At 65.5% G+C, this 26,157-nt stretch carries 19 protein-coding genes and 2 pseudogenes; 14 read left to right on the top strand and 7 right to left on the bottom strand.

The features are described 5' to 3' along the window. Positions 1-35 precede the first annotated feature (35 nt). From F6X42_RS10980 to F6X42_RS10995, 4 genes and pseudogenes are all read right to left on the bottom strand, one after another. On the bottom strand, positions 36-758 hold the full coding sequence (locus F6X42_RS10980; RefSeq protein WP_187634227.1) for a GntR family transcriptional regulator: 723 nt from the start codon (positions 756-758) through the stop codon (positions 36-38). A 270-nt stretch (positions 759-1,028) separates the two neighbouring features. After that, positions 1,029-2,139: pseudogene (locus F6X42_RS10985) on the bottom strand (hypothetical protein). A gap of 342 nt (positions 2,140-2,481) precedes the next feature. After that, a complete protein-coding gene (locus F6X42_RS10990; protein WP_187634228.1) occupies positions 2,482-4,317 on the bottom strand; it encodes a thiamine pyrophosphate-requiring protein in 1,836 nt (611 codons plus the stop codon). A 96-nt stretch (positions 4,318-4,413) separates the two neighbouring features. Next, entirely contained in the window at positions 4,414-5,316 is a 903-nt protein-coding gene (locus F6X42_RS10995; protein WP_187634229.1) for a YihY/virulence factor BrkB family protein, read from the bottom strand. Positions 5,317-5,475: 159 nt separating this feature from the next. On the opposite strand from F6X42_RS10995, the gene F6X42_RS11000 reads away from it, so the two are divergent. From F6X42_RS11000 to F6X42_RS11035, 8 genes are all read left to right on the top strand, one after another. Continuing rightward, entirely contained in the window at positions 5,476-6,558 is a 1,083-nt protein-coding gene (locus F6X42_RS11000) for a ligase-associated DNA damage response exonuclease (protein ID WP_187634230.1), read from the top strand. A gap of 10 nt (positions 6,559-6,568) precedes the next feature. Continuing rightward, the gene (locus tag F6X42_RS11005; protein ID WP_187634231.1) at positions 6,569-8,242 is read left to right on the top strand and encodes an ATP-dependent DNA ligase; all 1,674 of its coding nucleotides are present in this window, start codon (positions 6,569-6,571) and stop codon (positions 8,240-8,242) included. Positions 8,243-8,687: 445 nt separating this feature from the next. Beyond that, a complete protein-coding gene (locus F6X42_RS11010) occupies positions 8,688-9,149 on the top strand; it encodes a response regulator (RefSeq protein WP_187634232.1) in 462 nt (153 codons plus the stop codon). Positions 9,150-9,420: 271 nt separating this feature from the next. Next, positions 9,421-10,287, top strand: a complete 867-nt coding sequence (locus tag F6X42_RS11015) for a glucose 1-dehydrogenase (RefSeq protein ID WP_187634233.1) — start codon at positions 9,421-9,423, stop codon at positions 10,285-10,287. Positions 10,288-10,374: 87 nt separating this feature from the next. After that, positions 10,375-10,689 (top strand): hypothetical protein, encoded by a 315-nt coding sequence (locus F6X42_RS11020; RefSeq protein ID WP_187634234.1) that lies wholly within the window; start codon positions 10,375-10,377, stop codon positions 10,687-10,689. A gap of 92 nt (positions 10,690-10,781) precedes the next feature. Then, positions 10,782-11,342 carry a (2Fe-2S)-binding protein gene (locus tag F6X42_RS11025; RefSeq protein ID WP_187634235.1) on the top strand — a complete coding sequence of 187 codons (561 nt, stop codon included), beginning with the start codon at positions 10,782-10,784 and terminating at the stop codon, positions 11,340-11,342. Then, positions 11,339-12,346 (top strand): FAD binding domain-containing protein, encoded by a 1,008-nt coding sequence (locus F6X42_RS11030; RefSeq protein ID WP_187634236.1) that lies wholly within the window; start codon positions 11,339-11,341, stop codon positions 12,344-12,346. Before F6X42_RS11025 ends, F6X42_RS11030 begins: the two co-directional genes overlap by 4 nt. Beyond that, complete coding sequence (locus F6X42_RS11035; protein WP_187634237.1) at positions 12,343-14,604, top strand: xanthine dehydrogenase family protein molybdopterin-binding subunit; 2,262 nt, start codon at positions 12,343-12,345, stop codon at positions 14,602-14,604. Before F6X42_RS11030 ends, F6X42_RS11035 begins: the two co-directional genes overlap by 4 nt. Positions 14,605-14,623: 19 nt before the next feature. Here the strand turns inward: F6X42_RS11035 and F6X42_RS11040 are convergent. After that, positions 14,624-15,046, bottom strand: a pseudogene (locus tag F6X42_RS11040) (PRC-barrel domain-containing protein). 263 nt (positions 15,047-15,309) lie between these two features. On the opposite strand from F6X42_RS11040, the gene glgX reads away from it, so the two are divergent. The 3 genes from glgX to F6X42_RS11055 all read left to right on the top strand — a co-directional run bounded on the left by glgX (position 15,310) and on the right by F6X42_RS11055 (position 20,012). Further along, a complete protein-coding gene (gene glgX, locus F6X42_RS11045; RefSeq protein WP_187634238.1) occupies positions 15,310-17,523 on the top strand; it encodes a glycogen debranching protein GlgX in 2,214 nt (737 codons plus the stop codon). A gap of 141 nt (positions 17,524-17,664) precedes the next feature. After that, positions 17,665-17,841 (top strand): DUF2934 domain-containing protein, encoded by a 177-nt coding sequence (locus tag F6X42_RS11050; RefSeq protein WP_187634239.1) that lies wholly within the window; start codon positions 17,665-17,667, stop codon positions 17,839-17,841. Positions 17,842-17,936: 95 nt separating this feature from the next. Then, a complete protein-coding gene (locus tag F6X42_RS11055) occupies positions 17,937-20,012 on the top strand; it encodes an AI-2E family transporter (protein ID WP_187634240.1) in 2,076 nt (691 codons plus the stop codon). A gap of 430 nt (positions 20,013-20,442) precedes the next feature. Here F6X42_RS11055 and F6X42_RS11060 read toward each other — a convergent pair whose 3' ends face one another. Both F6X42_RS11060 and F6X42_RS11065 read right to left on the bottom strand, forming a co-directional pair. Then, a complete protein-coding gene (locus tag F6X42_RS11060) occupies positions 20,443-20,634 on the bottom strand; it encodes a hypothetical protein (RefSeq protein ID WP_187634241.1) in 192 nt (63 codons plus the stop codon). A 63-nt stretch (positions 20,635-20,697) separates the two neighbouring features. After that, entirely contained in the window at positions 20,698-22,338 is a 1,641-nt protein-coding gene (locus F6X42_RS11065) for an FAD-dependent oxidoreductase (protein ID WP_187634242.1), read from the bottom strand. A 263-nt stretch (positions 22,339-22,601) separates the two neighbouring features. Between F6X42_RS11065 and F6X42_RS11070 the strand changes: the two genes are divergently transcribed. The 3 genes from F6X42_RS11070 (at position 22,602) to F6X42_RS11080 (ending at position 26,148) form a co-directional block, all read left to right on the top strand. Then, the gene (locus tag F6X42_RS11070; RefSeq protein WP_222945543.1) at positions 22,602-24,761 is read left to right on the top strand and encodes a hybrid sensor histidine kinase/response regulator family protein; all 2,160 of its coding nucleotides are present in this window, start codon (positions 22,602-22,604) and stop codon (positions 24,759-24,761) included. A 152-nt stretch (positions 24,762-24,913) separates the two neighbouring features. Continuing rightward, complete coding sequence (locus tag F6X42_RS11075) at positions 24,914-25,192, top strand: hypothetical protein (protein WP_187634243.1); 279 nt, start codon at positions 24,914-24,916, stop codon at positions 25,190-25,192. A gap of 188 nt (positions 25,193-25,380) precedes the next feature. Beyond that, a complete protein-coding gene (locus F6X42_RS11080) occupies positions 25,381-26,148 on the top strand; it encodes a hypothetical protein (RefSeq protein ID WP_187634244.1) in 768 nt (255 codons plus the stop codon). Positions 26,149-26,157 lie beyond the last annotated feature (9 nt).

The raw sequence follows: 26,157 nt of genomic DNA on the forward strand, positions 1-26,157 counted from the left end.
GCTGAGAACAACGCATTTTTGATGGCGCCAGATCGCTAGCGGATCTCCGCCTGGTAGATGAATTCGCTGGCGGGTCCGCGCGAGCGGCGCCATTCGAGCGGCTGTCGGTCGTAGCCGTACGCAAGACGCTCGATTACGACAGCCGGCGTGCCCGGTGCAATGTGTAAGAGCCTTGCGTGCAGCGGGCCAACGGCCTCGACGGTCAGGGTTTCCGTGGCGGACGCCACAATCTGGTTGCATTGCGCCTCATACACCGGGTACAAGAGGTCACCGACTTCGTTCAGGTCCATCTGCGCAAACGCCGCGAAACGTACGTAGGGCAACCAGATTTCTTCAACGAGCATCGGCACGCCGTCGATGAGTCGCACGCGCGACATCTGAATCACGCGCGCGCTACTCGAAATCTGCAAGGTCGCGGCGACAGCCGACGGTGCGTCGACCACCTCGCGGCGCAAGATGCGGCTCTCTGGAATGCGGCGTTCGCCTTGCCGCGTCTGGAACCGGAAGAAGCGAAACAGGGAACCGTCGAAGTTCGCGCGGCGCACGAACGTCCCTCTACCCTGAAAGCGCTCAAGCAGACCTTCCGCAACGAGCAGATCGACGGCCTTGCGAACTGTCCCGATGGCCAGGCCGTAGCTATTGGCGAGCGCCTGTTCCGTCGGAATCGCCTCACCGGGGCGCCAATGGCGAGCCGCGATAAGAGCGACAATTTCGTCCCGCAGGCGCTGGTAGCGGGGCAATCGGGCATTGACGTCCATCGTCGTCTCCTTCAATTCATCTATATGATTGCATGTTTACGCCGCCGGCGGAACGGGGATAACCCGTGGTATCCATTGATCTGCCGAGGTCGTTAGCGTCCGTTGCGGACAGAGCGTCCGATCGTACATATATATGAATCTGTTCGAGACGGGATTGGGGCCGACCCATGCCTGCCGAGCAGGGTGCCGTGAAGAGCTTCACCTGGCCGGTGCCGCTAGTGATCTCTTTCGAATGACGACCGATCGAGCGCCGGGCCTTTTATTCACCTCTCAATTCGCCGGAATCGTCACCACCGGCGCCTTGCTGCTCGTATCGGCCTCCGCGAGCGCCATCAGATTCTGCACGACCGTAAACGCGTATTTCGAATCGAAGTCGTTGCGCTCGACCCAATACACCGACGGTCCATACGCGATCGACACATAAGCATCGGCCGGCGCGGCCTGGCCCGAGTGCACGATGATCGTCGGCCGCGTTTCCCCGCCGATCAACCCGACGGTCGGCTTCGTCGAACCATCGCTGATGCGCTCCCGCGGCACCTGCACCTGCGCGCCGAGATCGCTGAGGATGCCGAGCACCGAGCGCGTCACCATCGGAATGCGCTCGCCGTTCTGAGAACTCGACGACGGCCCGTACACGATTTCATAGCTGCGCGTCTTGGCCGACAGATGCAGCAGCTTGCGCACGCGCGCGACATCGGCCGCCGTGCCCGGCGAGCCGCCGCTCGTCGTCGCGCCGATCGACAGGAACACCGCCAATGCGGGGGTCTGGCCGCCTTTCAGATCGGCCTTCGTCTCGAGTTGACGCGTCTCGACGTTCAGTTCGCCGGCCGGCCATTTGCAGACGACGCAACGCCTGCAGCAATTCGAAGAAGCCCGGCGCGCCCGCGCTGTTGTCGCCGCCGAGTACATTGCCGTTCTGCAGACCGCCGATCGATTGCGCGGTGATGCGCAACAGCAGATCGATCGGCACGCCGCCCTCGGCGAGCGGCAGCACGAGCGCCGGCGCGAGCGGCCGGATGTACGCGGAGGCGAACGCTTCGCCAGTGGTTGGCGTGAAAGTGAAGGTCGGCCGATTCGAGTACGACACGCTGCCAGTCGCCTGCGCGTAGTTCGGCATGCTGCCCGAGCCGGCGTTGACTGTCGCGCCGCCGGTGGTGTCGAACGTGTAGGCGGCGATGATGCTGCTGACGCTCAGGAAGGCCGGCGCATCGCCGTAGCGCAGACCGATCACGGCGGCGAGGATCGCACGCTTCTTCGCGTCGCCGAGCGCGCGCGCATAGTCGACCTGATCGGCCTTCAGACGCGAGGGGCCGATATGCACACAAGCGGACATCAGGCAGGCCGCGCACAACGAGGTGGCGAAGGAAGCGGTTCTGCGCATGGGCGGGCGCGAGCGGAGGCAATCCGCTGAATAGTGGAATCTGCGCTCGGCGGTAGCAGAAGCCATTCCCGCGCAGGCGGCGAGCCGCACCCGGGGCCGCTTGGTTGTCGGTCCGACGCATGGCCCAGCAGCGCTGTGGCGCGCGTGTCGGCGTGACAGGCCCCTGGCACGCTTTACCGTCGCTTTGCAAGAATTGCAGAAATCCGCGCGGAGCAGATGCGGGGCTATCAGGCTTTTGCGTCGATGCCGTCTGGCGCGTTGTCCTCGCCGCGTCGCAGCGCGCGACCCGCTGCGCGCGCTTCGAGCGGCCGGCCCGCCGCGCCTCGTCGAACCGCTACCGCGTCATTTGTCCCGATGCCCCGGCAGCACGGCACCGAGCACCTGCTTCGCCGTTTCGACGACCACGTTGCCCTCATCGGGATCGCCCTTGAGCAAGGTTTCGGTGAACGCCTTTGCCTGCGCGAGCGTGACGTGCGGCGGCAGCGGCGGCACGTTCGGATCGGCCTTCACCTCGATCACGACCGGGCGATTCGACGCGAGCGCGTCGTCCCAGGCGGTGGCCATCTGATCGGGATTGTCGACATAGATGCCCTTCAGACCGATCAGCTCCGCGAAGCGGTGATACGGCACGGACGGAATGTTCTGCGAGGCCTCGAACTTCGGATCGCCTTCCATCACACGCTGCTCCCACGTCACCTGATTCAGGTCGCCGTTGTTGAGCACCATGCAGATCCAGCGCGGATCGCTCCAGCCTTGCCAGTACTTCGCGACCGTGATCAGCTCGGCCATGTTGTTCATCTGCATCGCGCCGTCGCCGACGAGCGCGATCACGGGCCGCTCGGGATGCGCGAACTTCGCGGCGATCGCATACGGCACGGCCGCGCCCATCGATGCGAGCCCGCCCGACAGCGAGCACATCATGCCGCGCTGCACCTGCAGATCGCGCGCGTACCAGTTCGCGACCGAGCCCGAATCGCTGGTGACGATCGCGTTCGATGGAATGCGCTTCGACAGCTCCCATACCGACAGCTGCGGATTGAGACCGTCCTTCGCGGGTTCGTGCGCGCGCTTCTCGAGCGTCTTCCACCAGTCGGCGACCCAGCCTTCGATGCGCTCGCGCCACAGACGATCCTTCTTGTCATCGAGCAGCGGCAGCAGCGCGCGCAGCGTCTCGGCGCTATCGCCGACGAGGTTCACTTCCATCGGATAACGCAGGCTCAGCATGTCGGCCTTGATGTCGATCTGCACGCCGCGCGCGTCGCCTTCCTTCGGCAGAAACTCCGAGTACGGGAAGCCCGAGCCGATCATCAGCAAGGTGTCGCAATGGGTCATCATGTCGTAGCTCGGTTTCGTGCCGAGCAGGCCGATCGAGCCGGTCACCCACGGCAGATCGTCGGGCAGCGCGGCCTTCCCAAGCAACGCCTTCGCGACGCCGGCGCCAAGTTTCTCGGCGACGGCGATGACTTCGTCGGTCGCGTTCAGCGCGCCCGCGCCGACCAGGATCGCGACCTTGCGGCCCGCGTTCAGCACGTCGGCGGCCTGGCGCAACTGCGCGTCGCTCGGCACCACGCGCGGGCGCGCGTAACCGATGCCCGAATGCAGGGTGCCGTGCTTGCGCCCCGGCGGCTCGTACGGAATGTCCTGCAGGTCGTTCGGCAGTATCAGCGCGGTGACCGCGCGCTCGGCGAGCGCGATACGCACCGCGCGATCGACCAGATGACGCACCTGCGCGGGCATCGTCGCAAATCCGACGAACGAGCCGGCGACGTCCTTGAACATCGCCGGCAGATCGAGCTCCTGCTGATAGTGCCCGCCGATTGCCGCGCGCGCCTGCTGACCGCTAATCGCCAGCACCGGCATGTGATCCATGCGCGCGTCGTAGAGGCCCGTCAGCAGATGCGAAGCGCCGGGCCCCGAGGTGGCGATGCATACGCCCAACTCGCCGGTGAACTTCGCATGCGCGGAGGCCATGAACGCGGCCATTTCTTCGTGACGGACCTGGATGAATTCGATCGGGCCCGGCTGATCCGTGCCTTTATCGCGTTTTCTCGCTTCGGCTTGTGCGCGGTTCAACGCGCCGAACACGCCGTTGATGCCGTCCCCCGGATAGCCGTAGATTCGCCGCACACCCCATGCGTGCAGCCGCCCGATGATGAAATCGCCGACGGTTTCAGCCATGATCCTCGCTCCTCGATAGCCAGTCGATGCCGCCCTGCGAAACGGGCGGCCGTCGTCGGTATCGGCGAGCAAGGGTCGTTCCTTTTGAGTGGCTTGCTACCCGGTCTTGATCCTCGGCTGCGGCGCGTCGAGCGGTTCGTGCCCGAAGCGCTCGTATTGCGATATCACCTGCGCGCCGAACAGCAGCAGTGTCGCGAGCCATTCGAAGCTGAGCAGGATCACGATCGCCATCGTCAGCGAGCCATAGACGACGCTGACCTGCGACAGCGTGGCGAAATACCAGACCAGCACGTGCCGCGTGATCTCCCACAGCACGCCGGCCACCACGCCACCGATCAGCGCGTGTTTGAGCGACGGACGTCCCACCGGCATCACCAGATACACCGAGGTCAGCACGAAGATTTCGCCGGCGAGCCCGAACAGATACAGCATCACTCGCGAGAAGCCCTGCAACGACACGTGGAGACTAAACAGTCTGAGTCCTTCTGCGCCGATCGTGTCGAGCGCGCTCGACACGAACGTGACGATCAGCAGTCCCACGCCAAGAAACAGGATGTAGCAGTACGGCAGCAGCGCCGAGATCAGGAAGTGGCGCCGCTTCACGACGACCCGATGCACGAAGATCAGCGACATCGCGTTTTCGAGCACGGTGAACGCGAGCGAGCTGAAGAAGATCATCGTCAGCAGCAGCACCCAGCCGATCACCGCGCGATGCAGCAGGAAGTTCGACAGCTCACGCACGAGCGCGGCCGATTGTCCGGGCACGAGCCAGCGCAGCAGATGCGCAAGCGCGTCGAGCACCAGCTGCTGCGGCACCACGCGCGACAACACGATGACGATCAGGATCAGCAGCGGCACGATAGACAGCAACGCGTAGTACGCAACCGCGCCCGCTAGCAGCAGCCCCTGGTTCGCGCGAAACGCCTTCAGCGTTTGCAGCAGGAAGCGCCAGGGATGTCTGGCGATATGCAGCGCTTGCTGGTCGAGCAGGATCGGCATGGGACCTCGCGGTGCGCGCCGGGCACTGCCGGATGGCAGCCGCTCTCGACACGCCTGTGTGCTTTATATACCGTAAGCAGAAACGGGGCCATCAATGGCGCGGCATATAGTTTGCGTGGCCGCGTTCGGAAGATCGCATTCCATTCCCGAGGACAGCCAATGGATCAGCCGCTGCGTCAGACCAACACCGCGCCGCAAGCCGACGATCTGGTGGTCGCGCGACCGGAGGGACTGTATTGCCCGGCTGGCGATTTTTACATCGATCCGTGGCGGCCGGTCGAACGCGCGGTGATCACGCACGCGCATTCCGATCATGCGCGCTCCGGTCATCAGCGCTATCTGGCCACGCGCGCGGGCGCGACCGTGCTGCTATCGCGCCTGCCCGGCATCGCGCTGCACACGCTCGACTATGGCGAGCCGTTGACGATCGGCGCGGCGCGCGTGTCGCTGCATCCGGCCGGGCACGTGCTCGGCTCGGCACAGGTGCGCATCGAACACGCGGGCCGTGTGTGGGTCGCATCGGGCGACTACAAGCTCGAAGCCGATCCGACCTGCGCCGCGTTCGAACCGGTGCGCTGCGATACTTTCATCACCGAATCGACGTTCGGTCTGCCGATCTATCGCTGGGACGCGCCGCAAACCGTGTTCGATTCGATCGATTCATGGTGGCGTCGCAACGCCTCCGAAGGCCGCGCGTCGGTGCTGTTCTGCTATTCGTTCGGCAAGGCGCAACGCGTGCTCGCGAGCGTCGATGCGGCGATCGGGCCGATCTTCTGCCATGGCGCGGTCGAGCCGCTCAATCGCGCGTATCGCGACGCGGGCGTGCGTCTGCCGCCGCTCGGTCTCGTCAGCGAAATAGCCGCGAAACAGAAGGCGCTATTCAAACAGGCGCTGATCGTCGCGCCGCCGTCCGCGCAAAACAGCGCGTGGCTGAAGCGCTTCGGCGATTACAGCGATGCGTTCGCGTCGGGCTGGATGCGCCTGCGCGGCACGCGTCGCCGGCGCGGCGTCGATCGCGGCTTCGTGCTGTCCGATCACGCGGACTGGCCGGGTTTGCAAACGGCCATACGCGAGAGCGGCGCCACGCGCGTGATCGTCACGCATGGCTCGATCGAACCTATGGTGCGCTGGCTCAACGAACAGGGCCTGCAGGCCAGCGCATTCGACACGCAATACGGCGACGATACCGTCGAGGCCGATGCGGCGGGCGCCGACGAAGCGCCGGCGACGAGCCAATCGTGACGGGCATCGTATGAAACGCTTCGCGGCCCTCTACACCGCGCTCGATGCCACCACGTCGACGCACGACAAGCTCGCGGCACTGACCAGTTATTTCTCGGTGGCCGAGCCCGCGGACGCCGCATGGGCGTCGTACTTCCTCGCGGGCGGCAAGCCGCGGCAACTGGTGCCGACGCGATTGCTGACCGAACTCGCGCGCGAGCGCGCCGGCTTGCCCGAGTGGCTATTCGCGGAGTCGTATCACGCGGTGGGCGATCTGGCCGAGACCATCGCGCATATCCTGCCGCCCGCGCAGCGCAGCTCGGAGCTTGGCCTCACGCAATGGATCGAGCAGCGCATGCTGCCATTGCGCGGCCTGCCGCCCGACGAATTGCGCACACGTCTGCTCAGTTACTGGGACGAACTGGACTGGGGCGGCCGTTTCCTGCTGACCAAGCTGATCGGCGGCGGCTTTCGGGTCGGCGTCGCGCGGCAACTGGTGGTGCGCGCGCTGGCGGAAGTGGCCGGCGTCGATCACAAGCGGATCGCGCAACGGATGGTCGGCTGGACCGATTCGCGACAGAAGCCCGACGCGGCTCGTTATCTGCGTCTGATCGCGCCGCAGGCCGACGACGATACGCAAGCGCACGCGCTCGAATACGACAGCGACCTCGGCCTGCCGTATCCGTTCTTTCTCGCCCATCCATTGCAGAGCGATCCGGCGACACTTGGCGATCCGTCGCACTGGCTGATCGAATGGAAGTGGGACGGCATTCGCGCGCAACTCGTCAAACGCGGCGGCCGCGTATGGTTGTGGTCGCGCGGCGAGGATCTGATTACCGATCGATTCCCCGAAGTCGCGGCATTGGGCGAGTCCTTACCCGAGGGCTACGTGATCGATGGCGAGATTCTCGCGTGGGAGCCCGGCGCGGCCGCGCCGTTGCCGTTCGCGCGGCTGCAACCGCGCATCGCGCGCAAGACGCTGACGCGCAAGATACTCGCGGATTCGCCGGCCGCGCTGCTCGCGTACGACCTGCTCGAAGCGAACGGACAGGACCTGCGCATGAGCCCGCTCGCTGAACGGCGCGAACAGCTCGATGCGCTGGCCACCTCCGTCGATAGCACGCTCGCGGGTGGTCTGCTGCGCGTATCGCCGCTCGTCCCTGGTGCGGACTGGAGCGCGCTCGCGGCATTGCGCGACCAGAGCCGTGCGCGCGGCGTCGAAGGATTGATGCTGAAGGAGCGCGGGTCGATGTATGGCGTGGGCCGCACCAAGGCATCGGGTACGTGGTGGAAATGGAAGATCGAGCCGTATGCGGTAGATGCCGTACTTGTATACGCGCAGCGCGGTCATGGCCGTCGCGCGAGTCTTTACACCGACTACACGTTCGCCGTGTGGGACGAAGCCGACGGCGTGCGCACGCTGGTGCCGTTCGCGAAGGCCTATTCAGGGCTCACCGACGAAGAGATGCGTCGGGTCGATGCGATCGTGCGCAAGACCACCGTCGATAAATTTGGCCCCGTGCGCAGCGTGACGCCGACCCTCGTGTTCGAGATCGGTTTCGAAGGAATACAGGCCAGCTCGCGCCACAAGTCTGGCGTGGCCGTGCGCTTTCCGCGCATGCTGCGCTGGCGTACGGACAAACATATCGACGACGCCGATACGCTCGCGATGCTGAAGGGCTTCATCGATGATCGTGCGGGATAACCCGCAGAGCACAAACCCCTAACATGTCGCGCATTTTTTATCGGGCTTCGTCGCTTATCCTTTGGGTATGACCGCGTGATCGATCCGCGCCATCAAGAGCGCTAGCGGCATGCATTGCGTCATCCCCTCAATCCGTCGAAATACCAATACCGTGCGACGCCCCTGAGCGAGGCGGCTGCACGAAGACAGAGCGCCAACCGATGTTGCGCAAAGCGCGCATCGCAAGCGCCGTCATTCAAACGCCGCGTTCAATGGGCACGCTGAGCCCGCGCATTCCAGCTCGTTGCAACGCTGGAATGCGCGACGAAGCGCGTTGGCCGCGGCATTGCGCGGACGAAGCGGGAATCGCGAAAACGGGCCGTAGTCTGGCCGACGCAATGGGATCGAATCTTGCGCGCGTGGCGCGAGATGCCCTTTAGGGCGAATGGAAAAAGGGCGACAAATAATGACTGTGTTCAACGACAGCGTGGACAGCAGCGACGACGTGCTCGTGTGGCGGCCGATTCGCTACGCGATGGCGGCGCATCGTCGCGTGCTGGTGGTCGACGATTACCGGGAAGCAGCCGAGGCGCTGCAAATGCTCCTGATGGCCGATGGCTTCGAATGCCGTGCGCTCGACGATCCGTTTGCCGTATGCGAGACCGCGCGCGAATGGCAGCCGTTCGCGGTGGTGCTGGACATCAAGATGCCGGGACTCGACGGGCTCGAACTCGCGCGCCGTCTGCGCGCTCATCCGCAGACTTCCCACATGTTGCTGGTTGCGTGTACCGCGTTTGCGTCGCGTGAAGATCGCGCGCTCGCGAAGGCCGCCGGCTTCGATGCGCATTGCGCGAAACCGTTGACGCCCGAGCGTCTGTTGCGCGTGCTCGAATCGGCGGCGGCGTTGCACGCGGCGGGGCCGTCATGACCAAAGGTGGACGCTACCCCGCGATCATCTGAATCACGCTGTTAGCGAAAACTGACTGACAGTGCAGTCATTTCTGCACGGTCGTCGCCAGAAAATCGCACTCGGCGCTGTGCGAATTCTGTTTTGTCATCTACCTGACATCTGTCCGCCTCGGTTCTGTGCGTCGCAGTTCGCCGCGCTCGCGCACGCAGGCCCACTCGTTGCTGAAGGACCGAATGACGCGGCGCGTTCGTGCGCGCCGCCCATGATCATTCGCAACAGGGGATCCGTCATGAGCGACACACAACGTCCGGCACCGCCGTTTCCGAAACAGCAGCAGAATCAGACGCCCGGCCGCACCGCCGACATGAAACCGCAACCGGATCACGGCGAGAAAACCTATCAAGGATCGGGGCGTCTCGCGGGGAAGGCGGCGATCGTGACGGGCGGCGACAGCGGCATTGGCCGCGCGGTGGCGATCGCGTTCGCGCGCGAAGGCGCCGATGTGCTGATCGCCTATCTCGACGAACACGACGATGCGCGCGAGACCGCACGCTGGGTCGAGGACGCGGGCCGCAAGGCGGTGCTGGTCGGCGGCGATATCCGCGATCCCCAGCATTGCGAAGCGATCGTCGACAAGGCGATCGAGGCATTCGGCCGGCTCGACGTGGTAGTCAACAACGCCGCGTATCAGATGAGCTATCCGTCGCTCGACGCGATCAGCGACGAAGAATGGGACAAGACCTTCGATACCAACATCGGCGCGATGTTCAGGATCACACGCGCGGCGGTGCGCCACATGAAGCCGGGCGGCGCGATCGTCAATACGTCGTCGATCAATGCCGATCATCCGAATCCAGGCCTGATCGCGTACGCGACCACCAAGGGAGCGATCCAGAACTTCACAGGCGGCCTCGCGCAATTGCTCGCGGAAAAAGGTATTCGCGCGAACTGCGTGGCGCCGGGACCTATCTGGACCCCGCTGATTCCATCGACGATGCCGCCCGACAAGGTCGAGCAGTTCGGCAAGCAGGTGCCGATGAAGCGCCCCGGCCAACCCGCGGAGCTCGCGGCCGCGTATGTGATGCTCGCGTCGGATCAGGCGAGCTACATTTCGGGCGCGACGATTGCCGTGACGGGCGGCGCGCCGATCATTTAGCTCGTCGAACTGAAGGCGGCGTGGCCGCCAGCGATCGCGTACGAGGTTCGCGCAGTGGGTTTTGTTAACGTCATCAGGGAGAGTGTCATGAAGATCGATCTATCCGTCAAACTGGGCGCCGCGCTCGTTTCGGGCTGCCTCGCGCTAGGCTTTGCGCAGGCGAGCTTCGCGCAGACCGGCTCCAATCCGTCGATGCAAAAGAGCAAGCCCGGCGCGCAACCCGGCGCCGGCCTGGAAGAATCGCGCACGCCGGATACGAGCAGCGCGAACGATGCGAACGGCAATGTCGGTGAGTCGGGGGGCGCCACCAATGGTGTCGCCGGCAGCGGGAATGGCAAAACCACTAACAAGCGCTTCAAAGGCGCGACGCCTCCGCGCGCGGGGAGTGGGGCGGGGCAATAAGCGATCCGTCGAGCGCGTCGGCGTGCGTTGCGTTGAGCTGCGTTGAGTTTCTTCGCGTCGCGTTACGCGACCCTTTGTGAGGAGAAAATCCGATGGCTACTCCCGAAGCTGAAGCCGCGCGGGCCGACGCGCCCGTGTCGCATGCATTGACGTTCGAGATCAACGGCGAGACGCGGTGCTTCGACGTCGAGGCGTGGACCTCGCTGCTCGATCTGTTGCGCGAGCACGCGCGTCTGAGCGGCACCAAGAAGGGCTGCGATCATGGCCAATGCGGCGCATGCACGGCGATCGTCAATGGTCAGCGGATCAATACCTGCCTCGCGCTCGCGGTCGTGTACGACGGCGCATCGATCACGACGATCGAAGGTCTCGCGAGCGGCGACACGCTGCATCCGCTGCAGCAGGCGTTCATCGATCACGACGCGTTTCAGTGCGGCTACTGTACGCCGGGCCAAATCTGCTCGGCGCACGCGATGCTCGAAGAAGGGCACGTGCGCTGCGCCGCCGACGTGCGCGAGCAGATGAGCGGCAATCTGTGCCGCTGCGGCGCGTACACGAACATCGTCGCGGCGATTCTCGATGCGGCGCATCTGGCCGACGCGGATGACACGCAAGCCGTCCCGCTCGCGAATCAACCCGGAGCGCGGCCATGAACCGCTTCTCGTACATGCGCGCCGATGCGGTGCAGGACGCGCTCGAACGGCATCGGTCGGACAAGCGCGCGGCGTTCATCGCGGGCGGCACGAATCTGGTCGACCTGTTGCGCGAAGATGTTGCGCGGCCCGCTTTGCTGGTCGACATCAACCGTTTGCCGCTCAGGCAGATCGAGGCGTCGGAGCAAGGTGGCCTGAAGATCGGTGCGCTCGTCACCAACAGCGCGCTCGCGTATGACGATACCGTCGCGACACGCTATCCGCTGCTCGCGAAAGCGATCCTCGCGGGCGCGTCGCCGCAGATTCGCAACGTCGCCACGGTCGGCGGCAATCTGCTGCAACGCACGCGCTGCTACTACTTCTATGACGTGGGCACGCCTTGCAACAAGCGCGAACCCGGCAGCGGCTGTCCGGCGCTGCACGGCGTGAACCGCATTCACGCGATCCTCGGTGCAAGCGAGCACTGCATCGCCGTGCATCCGTCTGATATGTGCGTCGCGTTGGCGGCGCTCGGCGCCACCGTGCATCTGATCGGCAGCGACGGCGCACGCACGCTGCCGTTCGCGGAGTTTCACCGGCTGCCCGGCGACACGCCGCATATCGATACCAATCTGCGCGACGACGAACTCGTGAGCGCGATCGAACTGCCGCCGCAAGGCTTTGCCGCGCATCACGCGTATGTGAAAGTGCGCGACCGCGCGTCGTATGCGTTCGCGCTGGTGTCGGCCGCGGTCGGTGTCGAACTGGACGACGATTCTCGAATCGTCGACGCGCGTTGCGCGCTCGGGGGCGTCGCGCATAAGCCGTGGCGCGATCCCGCCGCCGAAGCCGCACTGCGCGGCGAGACGCTGAACGCGCGAAGCGTGCGCGATTTTGCGGCGGCGCTGCTGCGCGATGCGCACGGTCGGCGCGACAACGCGTTCAAGATCGAACTCGCGGCGCGCGTGATCGTGCGCGCCTTCGCCGAGGCCACGCAACACTCGTTCGAGGAGGCCGCGCGATGAACCGTGCCCAAACCTTGCCATCGACCGGCAGCATCAAGCCTGCGACCGGCGCGCCGCATTCGCGCGTCGATGGGCCCGCCAAAGTGACGGGCGCCGCGCAATATGCGGCCGAATTCTTCGCCGAGGGGCTCGTGTATGGCGTCGTCGTGTCGAGCACGATCGCCAGCGGCAACATCGTATCGATCGATACGTCGGCCGCCGAGGCGTTGCCCGGCGTGCTGCTCGTGCTCACGCATCGCAAGCGCCCGGCGTTGCCGTCGGACGTCGACGCGTTCAAGGACATGATCGCGCCCGGCGGCACGCCGTTGAGGCCGCTGTGGGACGAGCGCGTGTGGTACAGCGGGCAGCCGGTCGCGCTGGTGGTCGCGCGTTCGCTCGAACTCGCGCGCTACGCGGCGTCGCTGGTGCGGGTGCGCTACGAGGCGACTTCACATCAGACCGATCTCGAAGCCGCGTTGATGAGCGCCGTGCCGCCGTCGACCGACAAGGGCGGCTTCGATCCGCCGCCACCCGCGCGCGGCGACCCACGCAAGGCGCTGGCCGATGCGAAGGTGCGGGTGGACGCGTTCTACACGACGCCCGTGGAATATCACAATCCGATGGAAATGCACGGCTGCACCGTAGTGCCGGACGCGCAAGGACGCTTGACCGTCTATGAGAAGACTCAGGGCGTCGTCAATACGAAAGGCTATCTGACACGCGTGTTCGGTCTGCAAGACGACCAGGTGCAGGTGGTGTCGCCGTTCGTCGGCGGCGCGTTCGGCTCCGGCTTGCGGCCGCAATATCATCTGGCGCTCGCGGTAATGGCCGCGCGTGAACTCGGCAAACCGGTGCGCGTCACGCTGACCCGGCAGCAGATGTTCACGTTCGCGCATCGTCCGCAAACGGTGCAGCGCGTCGCGCTCGGCGCGTCGGCGGATGGCCGCCTGCAGGCGGTAATCCACGAGGCGGTGTCGGAAACCTCGCGCTACGAGGATTTCTGCGACGCGGTGGTCAACTGGGCGGGGCAGCTATATCGATGTGAGAACGTGTCGATGGGCTACAAGGTGGCGAAGCTCGACGTGCCGACACCAGCCGACATGCGCGCGCCCGGCGCGACACAAGGGCTGTTTGCGCTCGAAGTCGCGATGGACGAACTCGCCCAGGCGTTGCGGATGGACCCGCTCGAATTGCGGCTCGTCAACTATGCGGAGCGCGACGCGAACAGGAACCTGCCGTATTCGAGCAAGGCGCTGCGCGACTGCTATCGCGAGGGCGCGGCCCGCTTCGGCTGGGCCGGGCGGCCGCTCGAAGCCCGCGCACGCCGCGAAGGCAACGAGTTGATCGGCTGGGGCATGGCGACCGGCGTGTGGGACGCGATGCAGAACGAAGCGGCCGCACGCGCGGTGTTGACGCGCGATGGCCGCGTCGAGGTGTCGAGCTCGACCGCCGACATCGGCACCGGCACCTACACCGCGATGACGCAGATCGCCGCCGACGCGCTCGGCATGCCGCTCGGCGACATCTGCTTCGAACTCGGCGATACGCGGCTGCCGAAGGCGCCGATCGAGGGCGGGTCGTGGACGGTATCGTCGGTGGGCAGCGCGGTCGATGCCGCCTGCACGCGCCTGCACAATCGTCTGGTCGAACTGGCGCGCGAACATGGCGGCGCGCGCTTTGCGTCGGTCGCGCGCGAAGACGTGCGGCGCGAGCGCGACCGGCTCGTCTGCGGCCCGCACGCGGACGACTCGATCGAGATCGCGACGCTGTTCGAGCGCGCCGGTCTCGACGAACTCGAAGAGCAGGCGAGCGTGAAGCCGCACGAAAAGCAGCAGGCGTATTCGATGGGCACGCATTCGGCGGTGTTTGCCGAGGTGCGCGTCGACGAAGCGCTCGGCACCGTGCGCGTGACGCGCGTGGTCAGCGCGGTCGCGGCGGGGCGCATCGTCAATCCGAAGACCGCGGGCAATCAGGTCGCGGGCGGCGTGGTGTGGGGCATCAGCATGGCGCTGCACGAGCACGGCCTGTTCGATCACGCGCTCGGGCGGCAGATGAACCACAACCTGGCCGAATATCACCTGCCCGTGAACGCCGACATTCATGCGATCGACGTGCTGTTCGTCGACGAGCTTGACGACATCGTCAATCCGCTCGGCGTCAAAGGCGTCGGCGAAATCGGCGTGGTGGGCGTAGCGGCAGCCGTGTGCAACGCGATCTGGCATGCGACCGGCAAACGCATCCGCGATTTGCCGATCACGCCGGACAAACTGCTGGGCTGAACGCCTCTGCCTGCGCCGCTCAATTCGCGTATTTGAACTCCGGCAGCGCCTCGAGCGATTTCTTCGTCGCCTCGGGCAGCACGATGCGCCGGTTGTCGATCTGCAGATCGTTGAACGGCACCGCGACGAGATGCTTGCCCATACCGAGAAAACCGCCGACCGACAGGATCGCGTACGTGGTGCGCTCGGTGCCCGGCGAGACGATCAGATCGTCGAGCGTGCCGATGTCGTCCTTGTTGCGGTTATACACGTCCGCCCCCGACAACTTCGACGCGCGATAGCCGCTCGCGAGCTGCACGACGTCCGTGCGTTTTTCGGTGATCGCCTAGGGCGCGCCCTGCGCGAACGCGCTGCCGCACGTGGCAATGGCGGAACTCAGCGTGATGGCGGCGAGAAGCGATGCGGAAGCGGCCAGCGGTTTGATCTGTAGGTTGCGCATCATTTGGGTTCTCCCTGTTTGCTGTCGTGGCTTGCGGCGGCGCGCAACGCGTGCGTGCGTTAGCCACTGTGCTGCAAATCGCGTGCCGCGGCGTTAATCTGAAGGCGCACCCGGCCGGGCCCGTAAGTTGCTCATCAAGCCCGCTTGCTGCGTTGCGCGTACACTGGATCACGCGCTGCACGCTGCAAGAAGACGTGAAAAGCCAGTTGAAAAAAGCACCTCACGACCCGGAACTACCCACACCTTTGCGTCCACAGAGAACGCTTATGTCATCCCCAGCCAGCTATTCGACGCGCATTTCCGAAGGCACGCCGTTTCCGCTCGGCGCGACATGGAACGGCAGCGGCGTCAACTTCGCGCTGTTCTCCGCGCACGCGACTAAAGTCGAACTGTGTCTGTTCGATGAAACCGGCGAGCACGAACTTGAACGGATCGAGTTACCCGAATACACCGACGAGGTATGGCATGTGTTCGTACCGAATCTGAAACCGGGTGCCGTGTATGGATACCGCGTGCATGGACCTTACGAACCCGAGAACGGGCATCGCTTCAATCCGAACAAGCTGCTGCTCGATCCGTATGCGAAGGCGCACATCGGCGAGCTGATATGGGCGCCGGAAATTTTCGGCTATACGCTCGATTCGGAAGAGGCCGACCTGTCATTCGATGAACGCGACAGTGCGTCTTTCGTGCCGAAGTGCAAGGTAGTCGATGCGAATTTTTCGTGGAGCCATCCGGAGCGCAACGCGCTGCCGTGGGAACGCGTGATTCTCTACGAGACACACGTGCGCGGCTACACGAAACGTCATCCGCAGGTGCCCGAGCGTTTGCGCGGTACCTTCGCGGGTCTGGCGCAGCAGCCGGTGCTCGACCACATCCGCAGCCTTGGCGTGACCTCGGTCGAACTGATGCCGATCCAGACCTTCGTCAACGACAGCCATCTGCTCGACAAGGGCCTGACGAACTACTGGGGCTACAACACGATCGGCTTTTTCGCGGCCGATCCGCGTTTCTTCGCGTCGTCGACCGAATCGGTCGGCGAGTTCAAGGAGATGGTCGACCGCTTTCATCAGGCCGACCTCGAAGTGATACTCGACGTCGTGTACAACCACACCGCCGAAGGCAACGAACGCGGGCCGACGATCTCGTTCAAAGGCATCGACAACGCGTCGTACTACCGGCTGATGCCCGACGAGCCGCGCTACTACATCAACGACACCGGCACCGGCAATACGCTGAACCTGTCACATCCGCGTGTGCTGCAGATGGTGACCGACAGCCTGCGCTACTGGGTCACCGAGATGAAAGTGGACGGCTTCCGCTTCGATCTCGCAACGATCCTCGGCCGCGAAGATCACGGCTTCGACGAGGGCGGCGGCTTTCTCGACAGCTGCCGCCAGGACCCGGTGCTCTCCAGCATCCGGCTGATCGCCGAGCCGTGGGATTGCGGCCCCGGCGGCTATCAGGTGGGCGGGTTTCCGCCGGGCTGGGCCGAATGGAACGATCGCTTTCGCGACACCGCGCGCGCTTACTGGAAGGGCGACGAAGGCACGGCCGCCGATCTCGCGACGCGCGTCACCGCGTCGGGCGACAAGTTCAACCATCGCGGCCGGCGGCCGTGGGCGAGCGTGAACTTCATCGCCGCGCACGACGGCTTCACGCTGAACGATCTGGTCTCGTACAACGACAAGCACAACGACGCAAACGGCGAGGACAACCGCGACGGTCACTCGGACAACAGGTCGTGGAACATGGGTGTCGAAGGACCGACCGATGACGCCGACATCCGCCAGCAACGCGAGCGCCAGAAGCGCAATCTGCTGGCGACGCTGCTGCTGTCGCAAGGCACGCCGATGATCCTCGCCGGCGACGAATTCGGCCGCACGCAGCAGGGCAACAACAACGCGTATTGCCAGGACAACGAGATCAGCTGGGTCGATTGGGATGCGATCGACGACGACGGCCGCGCGCTGAGCGAGTTCGTGCGCAATCTGACTACGCTGCGCCACCGCTTGCCGGTGCTGCGGCGCGGCCGTTTTCTGACCGGCGAACACAACGACACGCTCGACGTGACCGACACGCGCTGGCTATCGCCGGACGGCACCGACATCACCGACGAGCAGTGGGCCGATCCGGCGATGCGCTGCTTCGGCCTCGTGATCGACGGCCGCGCGCAGGCGAGCGGCATTCGCCGTCTCGCGTCCGACGCGACGTTGCTGCTGGTGCTGAACGCGTATCACGATGTCGTCAACTTCACGCTGCCTGACATTCCCGAGGGTGGGCTCTGGACCTGCCTCGTCGACACCAACATGCCGGTTCGCGCCGAGCTGCCGCAATTCAGCGCGGGCGATGCCTTTCAGGTGACCGGCCGCTCGCTGCTGCTGTTCGCGCTCGAAGCGCCGAGCCGCGCAACGCAGCGCGTGTTCGATCGGCTCGAAGAGCAACTGACTTCCGACGAAGGCGACGTTTCGCCAGGCTAGTGAGCGATGCCTGTTCCGTTGCAGTAGCGGGCCGCAACCCAGGTACAACGTTTGCTCCCTCTGTGGGTGACGACACGCACGCGTCTCCGATCTTCGTCACGGCAGGCGCGCGCACCCAAACAGCCAGGCCGGGGTGAACAAATGGACCAGGAACCGAGCATCGACGAGATGATCCGCATGCGCGCCTACTATCTTTGGGAGCAGGCGGCCGAGCCGAAGGGCACGCCCGAGCAATACTGGGAACAGGCGCGCAGTGAGATCGAGAAGGAGGCACCACCGGTCGAGAGCGGGCCGGTGCCGGGCGATACGCTGAAATAGGCATGACTCGATAGTACTGAGTGATCAGACTCTGAGCCGGCGCATCGCGCGCGGCTCGGAGACGGTATTCCCATGCCCGAGTTTCGCTCCACAAGATGAACGACACACCCGAGTCGCGCGGCACGAGACCCACCGCACGCATTCCCGCGGCATCCGCCGCAATCGGTATCGAGGGCCTCGTCACGTTCGGCGTTGCCGTGATCGCGGTCGCCTGTCTGTACTTCGCGAGCGCCGTGATGATTCCGATCACGCTCGCGATCCTGTTGAGCTTTCTCGTTGCGCCGCTCGCCGATGCACTGTCCCGGCTCAGGCTCGGCCATGTCGCGTCGGTGTGCGCGGCGGTTCTGATCTCGGTGTCGATCATCGCGCTGCTGTGCGCGGTGATCGCCACCCAGCTGACCGATCTCGCGGCCGGCATGCCGCGCTATCAGGCGACCATCGCACACAAGCTCGACACCGTGCACAGCCTGACGATCGGCAAGCTGAACCGTTTCGCGAGCGAGGCGGGACAGGCGTTGCAGCGCGCGACGATCGAGCCGCCGCAACCGCAAGCGCCGAACGGCGCGGCAGCCGCGGCGAGCCCGCATGCATCGGCGGCGGTGCCGGTGGAAGTGCGCGAGCCGGTGCCGACGCCGTTCGAGCTCGCGCGACGCGTGCTGTCGCCGGCCATCAGTCCGTTGGCAACCGCGTTCATCGTATTCGTGGTCACGATCGTGATCCTGCTGCAACGCGACGACCTGCGCGATCGCGCGATCCGGCTGTTCGGCTCGCGCGACCTGCACCGCACGACCACGGTGATGGACGAGACCGCGCGCCGCCTGAGCCGTTACTTCGTGTCGCAGCTAGGCGTGAACACCGGAGTCGGCGTCGTGATCGGCGCGGGGCTCTTTCTGATCGGCGTGCCGAGCCCGATCCTGTGGGGGATTCTCGCGGCGCTGCTGCGGCTCGTGCCCTACGTCGGCATCTGGATCGCGGCGATGCTGCCCACCGCGCTCGCCGCCGCGGTGAGTCCCGGCTGGACGATGGCGATCTGGTCGCTAGTGTTGTTCGTGGTCGCCGAGCTGACGGTGGGGCAGGTGATCGAGCCGCTGTTGTACGGGCGCAGCACGGGCCTGTCGCCGTTTTCGGTGGTGGTCGCGGCGATCTTCTGGAGCTGGATCTGGGGGCCGATCGGCCTGATCCTGTCGACGCCGTTGACGCTGTGTCTGCTGGTACTCGGCCGGCATGTGCGGCGTCTGGAGTTTCTCGACGTGCTGCTCGGCGATCAGCCCGCGCTGACGCCGGTCGAAAACTTCTATCAACGCGCGCTCGCGGGCGATCCGGACGAAGCGATCGAGCAGGCCGAAGTGCTGCTGCGAGACCGCTCGCTATCGGCTTACTACGACGAAGTCGCGATCAAGGCCTTGCGGCTCGCGGCCAACGACGTGACGAGCGGCAGCGTGACGAGCGCGCAGCTCGCGCGCATCGAGTCGACGACCAACGACCTGGTCGACGGCCTCGACGGTTATGAGGATCGCGTGCCCACGCCGCTCGGGCCGCTCGGGCCGCAGGCGAACTGGGGCGCGGTAGGGCCGATGGCGCCGCCCGACGAAACGCAGGCCGCGCGGGTGATGCCACAATCGGTCGACGCCGCGAATAGCAGCATGAGCACCACTACGGTCGCGCCGGAACCGACCCACGGCCGGGAACCGGCGGCGATCAGCGAACCGTCCGTCGCGGCGCCCGTGTTCGCCTGGCATGCGCCGACGAGCCGCGTGTTGTGCCTGCCGGGCCGTGGCCCGCTCGATGCGCTCGCGACGGTCATCCTGCTGCAGTTGCTCGCCAAGCGCGGCTTCGCGGCGCGCTCATTGCCGCACGAGGCGGTGTCGCGCGCGTCGATCGACAGCCTGGAGGCGGACGACGTCGGCATCGTCTGCATTCTGTATCTGCAGATCGACGGCGTTCCGTCGCATCTGCGCAATCTGGTGCGGCGCATTCGCGCGCGCTTGCCGAAGGTGTCGGTCGTGGTCGGCCTTTGGACGCCCGAGGATATGCGGCAATGGAGCGCCGATCAGCAAGACTCGCTGGAAGCCGAGTGCTCTGTGACGTCGTTGCAGCAGATGCTGGCCGCGTGCCGCCGCATCGATGCGACGCGAACGGTGATTGCGGAGCCGCAGTTCGAGCATGGCTGAAGCCGCGCGGCATCGCGGCCTGTGATCCGCCACTGCCTGGCGGCCTCGCCACGCCGGTTGCGCGCGCCGCATCGGCATCGCTCTGCCAGCCGCCTGACTTCGTTGCGAGTCGCGAACCACCAGACGAAGCCGACGAGACCAATCAGGATTACGACCGCGCCGAAGATGATCAGCGGCTTCTTGCAGGGCTTCTTGTCCTTCTTGCCGCCGTTGCCGTCGCCGCGATCATCGCGGTGCGACGCATCGCGCCCCGATGCTTCCTGCCCGGTGCTGGCCGAGCCGGTCTCGTCTGACATGATCAGTCGTTCCGTCGTTCCAGTGGGTCGAGAATGGCTGAGCGCAACAGCTGCCATCCGCGGCCGCCCGCGATCACCGCGAGGGCCCGGGCGCTCGGAAGGCGCGTGGCAACGCGAACCGCGCTGCCACGCGTCTATTGACCGGCGGGTTTGTCGTGCCCGGCCTTTGCCTTGTCCTGCTCCGGCTCGATCCTGGTGGTGCCGCCCGTCGAAGGCGGGTCGCTAGCCGGGAAGCTGTCTTCGATCTGCGTGTCGATCTGCTTTTCGCTCTTTTCGCTCTTTTCCGAGTGCGGATGCTGCGGATGCTTTTCCTTGTGTGTCGTCATGTTGGCTCCTTCCTTCAGGTTGAACGGCAAGACATCGGATCGCGCTGATCCACGTACGCATCGTCACGACGTGGTCGGTTCCGGCGCGCCGCGCGTCGTTGCATCGGGCGCCGCCGCGCCGATGATGGCGAGCGCCTCGGCGCGCGACAGCCCGCCGCGCATCGCGTCGGAGAGCCGCGCGGTCAGCGCTTCGCGCTCGCAGGCAAGTAACGCGTCGACGTTGCCGTCGCGCACGTACAGCGCGATGAACTGGTGATGATCGAAGTCGCCATCGACGACGATCTCGTCCCACTCGCTCGCATGGCCGAGGTATTCGAAGTTCTTGCCGTAGTGATAGGTCCAGAAGAACGGCACGTCCAAATAGCGATTGCGCGCGCCGCACATGTTCTGCGCGGCAATGCGCGCATGCTGCTGCGCGACGCGCCAGTGTTCGATACGCACCGGCTCCTGGTTCTCGCGCAGCGAGAACACGGCGATATCGCCGGCCGCATACAGACCGCACGCGGCGTGCATGCCGGCATTGACGATCACGCCGCCGTCCTGCTGCAACGGCAGACCTTCGACAAACGCGGTAGCCGGCGCAACCCCCGTGCCCAGCAACACGACATCGGCGGGGATGGCCTCGCCGCCGTCGAGCATCACCGCATGCACGTTGCCTTCGTCGCCCTCGAGCGATGCGACCTTGGCGTCGAGATAAAACTTCACGCCGTTGCTTTCGTGCAGCGCGCGAAACATCTGGCCCGCGCGCTCGCCGAACTGCTTCACGAACGGCACCGTGTCTCGCGAGATCACGGTGACGGGCACGCCATGCTTGCGCAACGCGGACGCGACTTCGAGGCCAATGAAGCTGCTGCCGAGAATCGCGACGCGGGTTTGCGCGGCGTCGTCGCCGAGCGCGTCGATCAACGCGGCGGCATCGTCGAGGTGCCGCAGCACGTGCACGCCGCCGAGCTCGCAGCCGGGAATGTCGGGCACTGTCGGCACGCTGCCGGTCGCGAGCAGCGCGGTGTCGTAGGTCAGCGGCTCGATGCTTTGCTGGCTGCCAGCCGCGCCGGCCTCGAAATGGATCGTGCGCGCGGGCACGTCGAGCCGCGCGACCTTCGCGACGATCCGCTCGATGCCGTGCATAGTCAGCCAGTCGGGCGGCAGCAGCGGCGGCACGTCGGCGGGCGCCATTTCGAACGACGGTACGAACTTGCTCAGCGAGGTGCGGTCGTAGGGCGCGTGCGCTTCGTCGCCGATCAGCGTGATGCGGCCGTCGAAGCCGAACTCGCGTAACGCGGCACAGGCGGCGGCGCCGGCCGCGCCCGCGCCGATCACCACGTAGTGTTTTGCCGGTGCGGCGGCAGCGTCCGGTGGCGTGTGCGGCGCCGGCTCCGGACGCGCGATTTTTTCCGCCGACACGAGCACGTCCTCGCCATCGAGCGTGACCGGGTAGCGATCGAGCGGCAGCAGCGCGGGCGGCTCCAGCACGTCGCCGGTCGCGACGTCGAACGTGCCCTTATGCCACGGACAGATGATGCGACCGTTGCACAGCGCGCCCTCTTCGAGCGGGCCCCCGGCATGCGGGCAATCAGGTGAATACGCGCGCACGGTGTCGCCATCGCGCACCAGCAGGATCGGCGTGTCGTCCACGGTTACGCGCACGGCACGATCCTCCGGCAATTCCGATAGCTGCGCGACGCGGCGGGCAGACGTGGACATGGTGAGGCCTCGCGAAAGGAAGGGCTCGTGTAGCGCACGCGAAGGCATCGCGAGCGGTGGCGGAAGTGGGATTGCCATCGAGCAGCGATAAGACAGCAACCGCTGTGCCTGCAAGCGTCGGCGAAGTGATGGTGGCAACCCACTTTGGAAGATAGGCCGAGTTGGGGTAAATTCCGAGACAGGGGAATTAGCGCGCGAACAGCGACGTGCGTAGCGGCGTGCGAATTCGCAGGCAATGCCTTCCCTGACCGTATGCAAATTTGATGGAGCAGGTGACCGTGCAGCGTGCAGAACGTGCCGCAGTCGATGTGCCGATGCCGTCGCGCAACTTCGCGGCGACGCGGCGCGTGCTGCTGATCGTGCTGGCCGTGTCGATGGTGTTTCCGTTGGCCTGCCTCGTGGGTTACGGCTACTTCGACTACCAGCGCCGAATCTCCGATGCGAACGATATGATCGACCGCCTCGCGCGCGTGGCCGAGGAGCAGGCCGTCAAGGTGCTGGATCTGAACCGGCAGATGGCCTCGCGCGTGATCGAGCTGCTCGGCGATTCCGACGATGCGCAGATCCGCGCGCGCGAGCGTGAATTGCACGAGCGTCTGCAGACCATCGGCGGCGATTTTCCGCAGGTGGCATCGATCTCGCTGCTCGGCGTGAACGGCGAGCTGCTCGCGTCGAGCTTCGCGTATCCGGCGCCGGCGATGACGATCGCCCAGCGCGACGACTTTCTGAGCGCGAAGGCGATGCGGCCGCAGCCGTATTACTCGCTGCCGATGTTCGCCAGGCTGTTGAAGATCGACGTGTTCACGACCGCGATCGGCCGCTCCGATGCCGACGGGCGGTTTCTTGGCGTGGTCACGGTGGAGCTGCGCAACGAATATTTTTCGCACTTCTATCGCGAGCTGACTAACGGCGATCCGTCGCTCGCGCTCGCGCTATACCGGCAGGACGGCAATCTGCTGGTGCGCTATCCGTCGTGGCCGGCCGGCGCGCGGCCGTCGATTCACAGCGCGTTCATGTCCGCGTTGCGCGACAAACAGCTATCTGGCCACGTGCGTCTGGATTCGACCGTCGACGGCGTCGAGCGGCTGCTCGCGTTTCGCCGCGTCGGCGACTATCCGTTGTATGTGATGAGCGCGTACGCGACGTCGTCGATCATGGCGGCGTGGCGCACGCACTTCCTGCTGATCGCGGCGCTGACGGCGCTGCCCTGCATCGCGATCTGGGCACTCGTGCTGTATTCGCTGCGTCAACTGGAAGCGGAGCGGCGCGCGTGGGAGCGCTGGCAGGGCGAGGTCGCGATGCGGCTTTCGGCCGAGGCGTCGAGCCGGCAGCTGCAGCGCATGGGCGCGCTCGGCAATCTGGTCGCCAATGTCGCGCACGATTTCAACAACCTGCTGATGGTGGTGTCGGCGAACACCGAGCTTGCGCGGCTCAAGCATTACAACGATGTCGAGAAGGAAGTGCATGCGGTCGAGCGTGCCACCGCCACGGCCGAAGCGCTGACGCGGCGTCTGTTGAGCGTCGCGCGCAAGCAGCCGTTGAAGCAGGAGCCCGTCGAGCTCGCGCGCTGGCTGCCGGGCGCCGCGCCGCTGATCGACGCGGCGCTCGGCGACACGATCGAGCTGGCGCTGCGCGTGCCGGAGAACCTGTGGCAGGTGCTCGTCGATCCGACCGATCTCGAGTTCGCGATCGTGAACATCGCGATGAACGCGCGCGATGCGATGCCGCGCGGCGGGCACTTCGTGATCCGCTGCCAGAACAATCGGCTGGTCGGCAGCGACACGCTGCTGCCGGACGGCGAGTACGTGCTGATCGCCTGTTCCGACGACGGCGAAGGGATGCCCGAATCCGTCGTGCGACGCGCGTTCGAGCCGCTCTTCACGACCAAGCTGCGCGGCTCGGGCACCGGCCTCGGGCTCGCCCAGGTGCTGTCGATGTCCGAGCAGGCCGGCGGCACTGCGAAGATCGACAGCGTGCCGGGCAGCGGCACCACGGTGCGGATCCTGCTGCCGCGCTATCGTGAGCGCGACGCGCTGGCCGGCGCCGACGCGCGCGAGCCGCTGCCGATCGCGGCCGGGGCGGTGCTGCTCGTCGAGGACAACGAGGACGTCGCGGCCGGCGTGACCGCGGTGCTCGAAACCTTCGGTTGCGAGGTGCGTCACGAGCCGACCGCCGACCAGGCGTTCGACGTGCTGAGCGCCGGCGAGCGCTTCGAGCTGGTGCTGTCGGACATTCAGATGCCGGGCAAGCTGAACGGTATCGACCTGGCGGAGAAGATCCGCAGCGCGTGGCCGTCGCAGAAGATCGCGCTGATGACCGGTTACGCCGACGAGCTCGAGCGCGCGCGTCGGCTCGGCATCGCGATACTCGCGAAGCCGTTCAACATCGACGAACTGCATGCGTTGGTGGCGTGCGGCACCTGAAGCCGCCGCGCCGTTTCGCGCATCGCGTCCATCTGCTTTTCCTGTCGTGCTGTGCTGCGGCACAACACTTGCTGAAAGCAACGCGAGGTATGCGCGTGCGGCCACCGCGCGCCCACTTCTTTTCGACACTCTCGACACCCAGGAGAAACGCCATGAAGATCAGACACGCAGTGCTCGTTTCCACGTTGCTCGCGGCTTCGTCGCTCGCGATGGCCCAAGGCGCGGGCGGTGGCGGCGGGGGCCCGGCCGGCAACGACCCGAACACCAATGCCGCGACCTCGAGCCGCGAGGGCGGCGATGCGGGGCCTGCGGCGACCGCTACGCCTTCGACCCACCATCACATGAAGAAGCATTCGAAGATGAAGAAGCCCATGAACGACACGACGAATATGCCGGGCGCCGACGCGAGCAGCGATACGAAGGGGCAGTAAGCGCAGCGTAGTCAGGCAGTAGGGCGGCTGACGCCGCGCGTCGGGCATCGTCCGGCGCGTCGGCGCCGGCCGTTTTTTTGTGGGCAGCAGTTCCCGCCGGCGTGCGGTGCTGTCGGCAGCGGGACAGGGGTTTTATGAGATGGTGTCTTGTTGCACAATCGGGCCTCGTCAATTGATTGTAAGGCACGATGACTTCACTTTTTCCCGGTTCTCACCTCGACGTCCGAGAAAGACGCTACGGACACTTCTTCTGGCAGAGCGTTCGCAAATCGATCTACCTTCACATTCAATCGCCCCGCATGTTTGACGCGGACCGGTGGTTTCATTTTGCGCTGCACGCCGGAGCACCCCGCGCGAGAAGCGACGACCTGGCGCAAGGCATGGAGGAAGCGCGCGCAGCGTGGCTGCGACACGCACTCTCAATGCTGCTGTCCCTCCAGTCGTACGAGTTGCGCGACGTGCTTGGCCGAAGCGACAACCGATTCGAGATGCGCAGGATGGACGACCATGAGGTTGCCACGGCCCTTTACAACGAAGTGCAGAGCGGCGCGCTGCTCTTTGTGCCGGAACGGGAGGATATGCGCAAGTGTGTGCATGCAATACGCGAGCAGCGCGAAAAGGGTGCCAAGCCAGCGCACGCGTGCACACAACAGCCAGCCGACGCGGACATGGCAAAGCTTCTTTATAGCAACAGCTCGCGCGTGCCGCAGGTTCTTGCCAATGCAAAGCCGTTCGAGTACATACCCGACCCGGTAAGCGGCGTCGTTGATGTACTGGCGGGCGGCGAGGGAATGCCGGGTAATAATCAGGCGCAAAACAGGCAGACTCGTGATGTGGCAACTGCCTTGGGCCTCAACAAAAATCAGGCCCAGCAGCTTCATCGGGAGATTGGCGGTCGCGGTCTCGGCTATCACGAAATAATGGAACGCGCGAAAGATATGTTCAACTTGTGGTAACGCGGCCAA

Source organism: Paraburkholderia podalyriae (genome assembly GCF_014397785.1).
GTDB lineage: Bacteria > Pseudomonadota > Gammaproteobacteria > Burkholderiales > Burkholderiaceae > Paraburkholderia > Paraburkholderia podalyriae.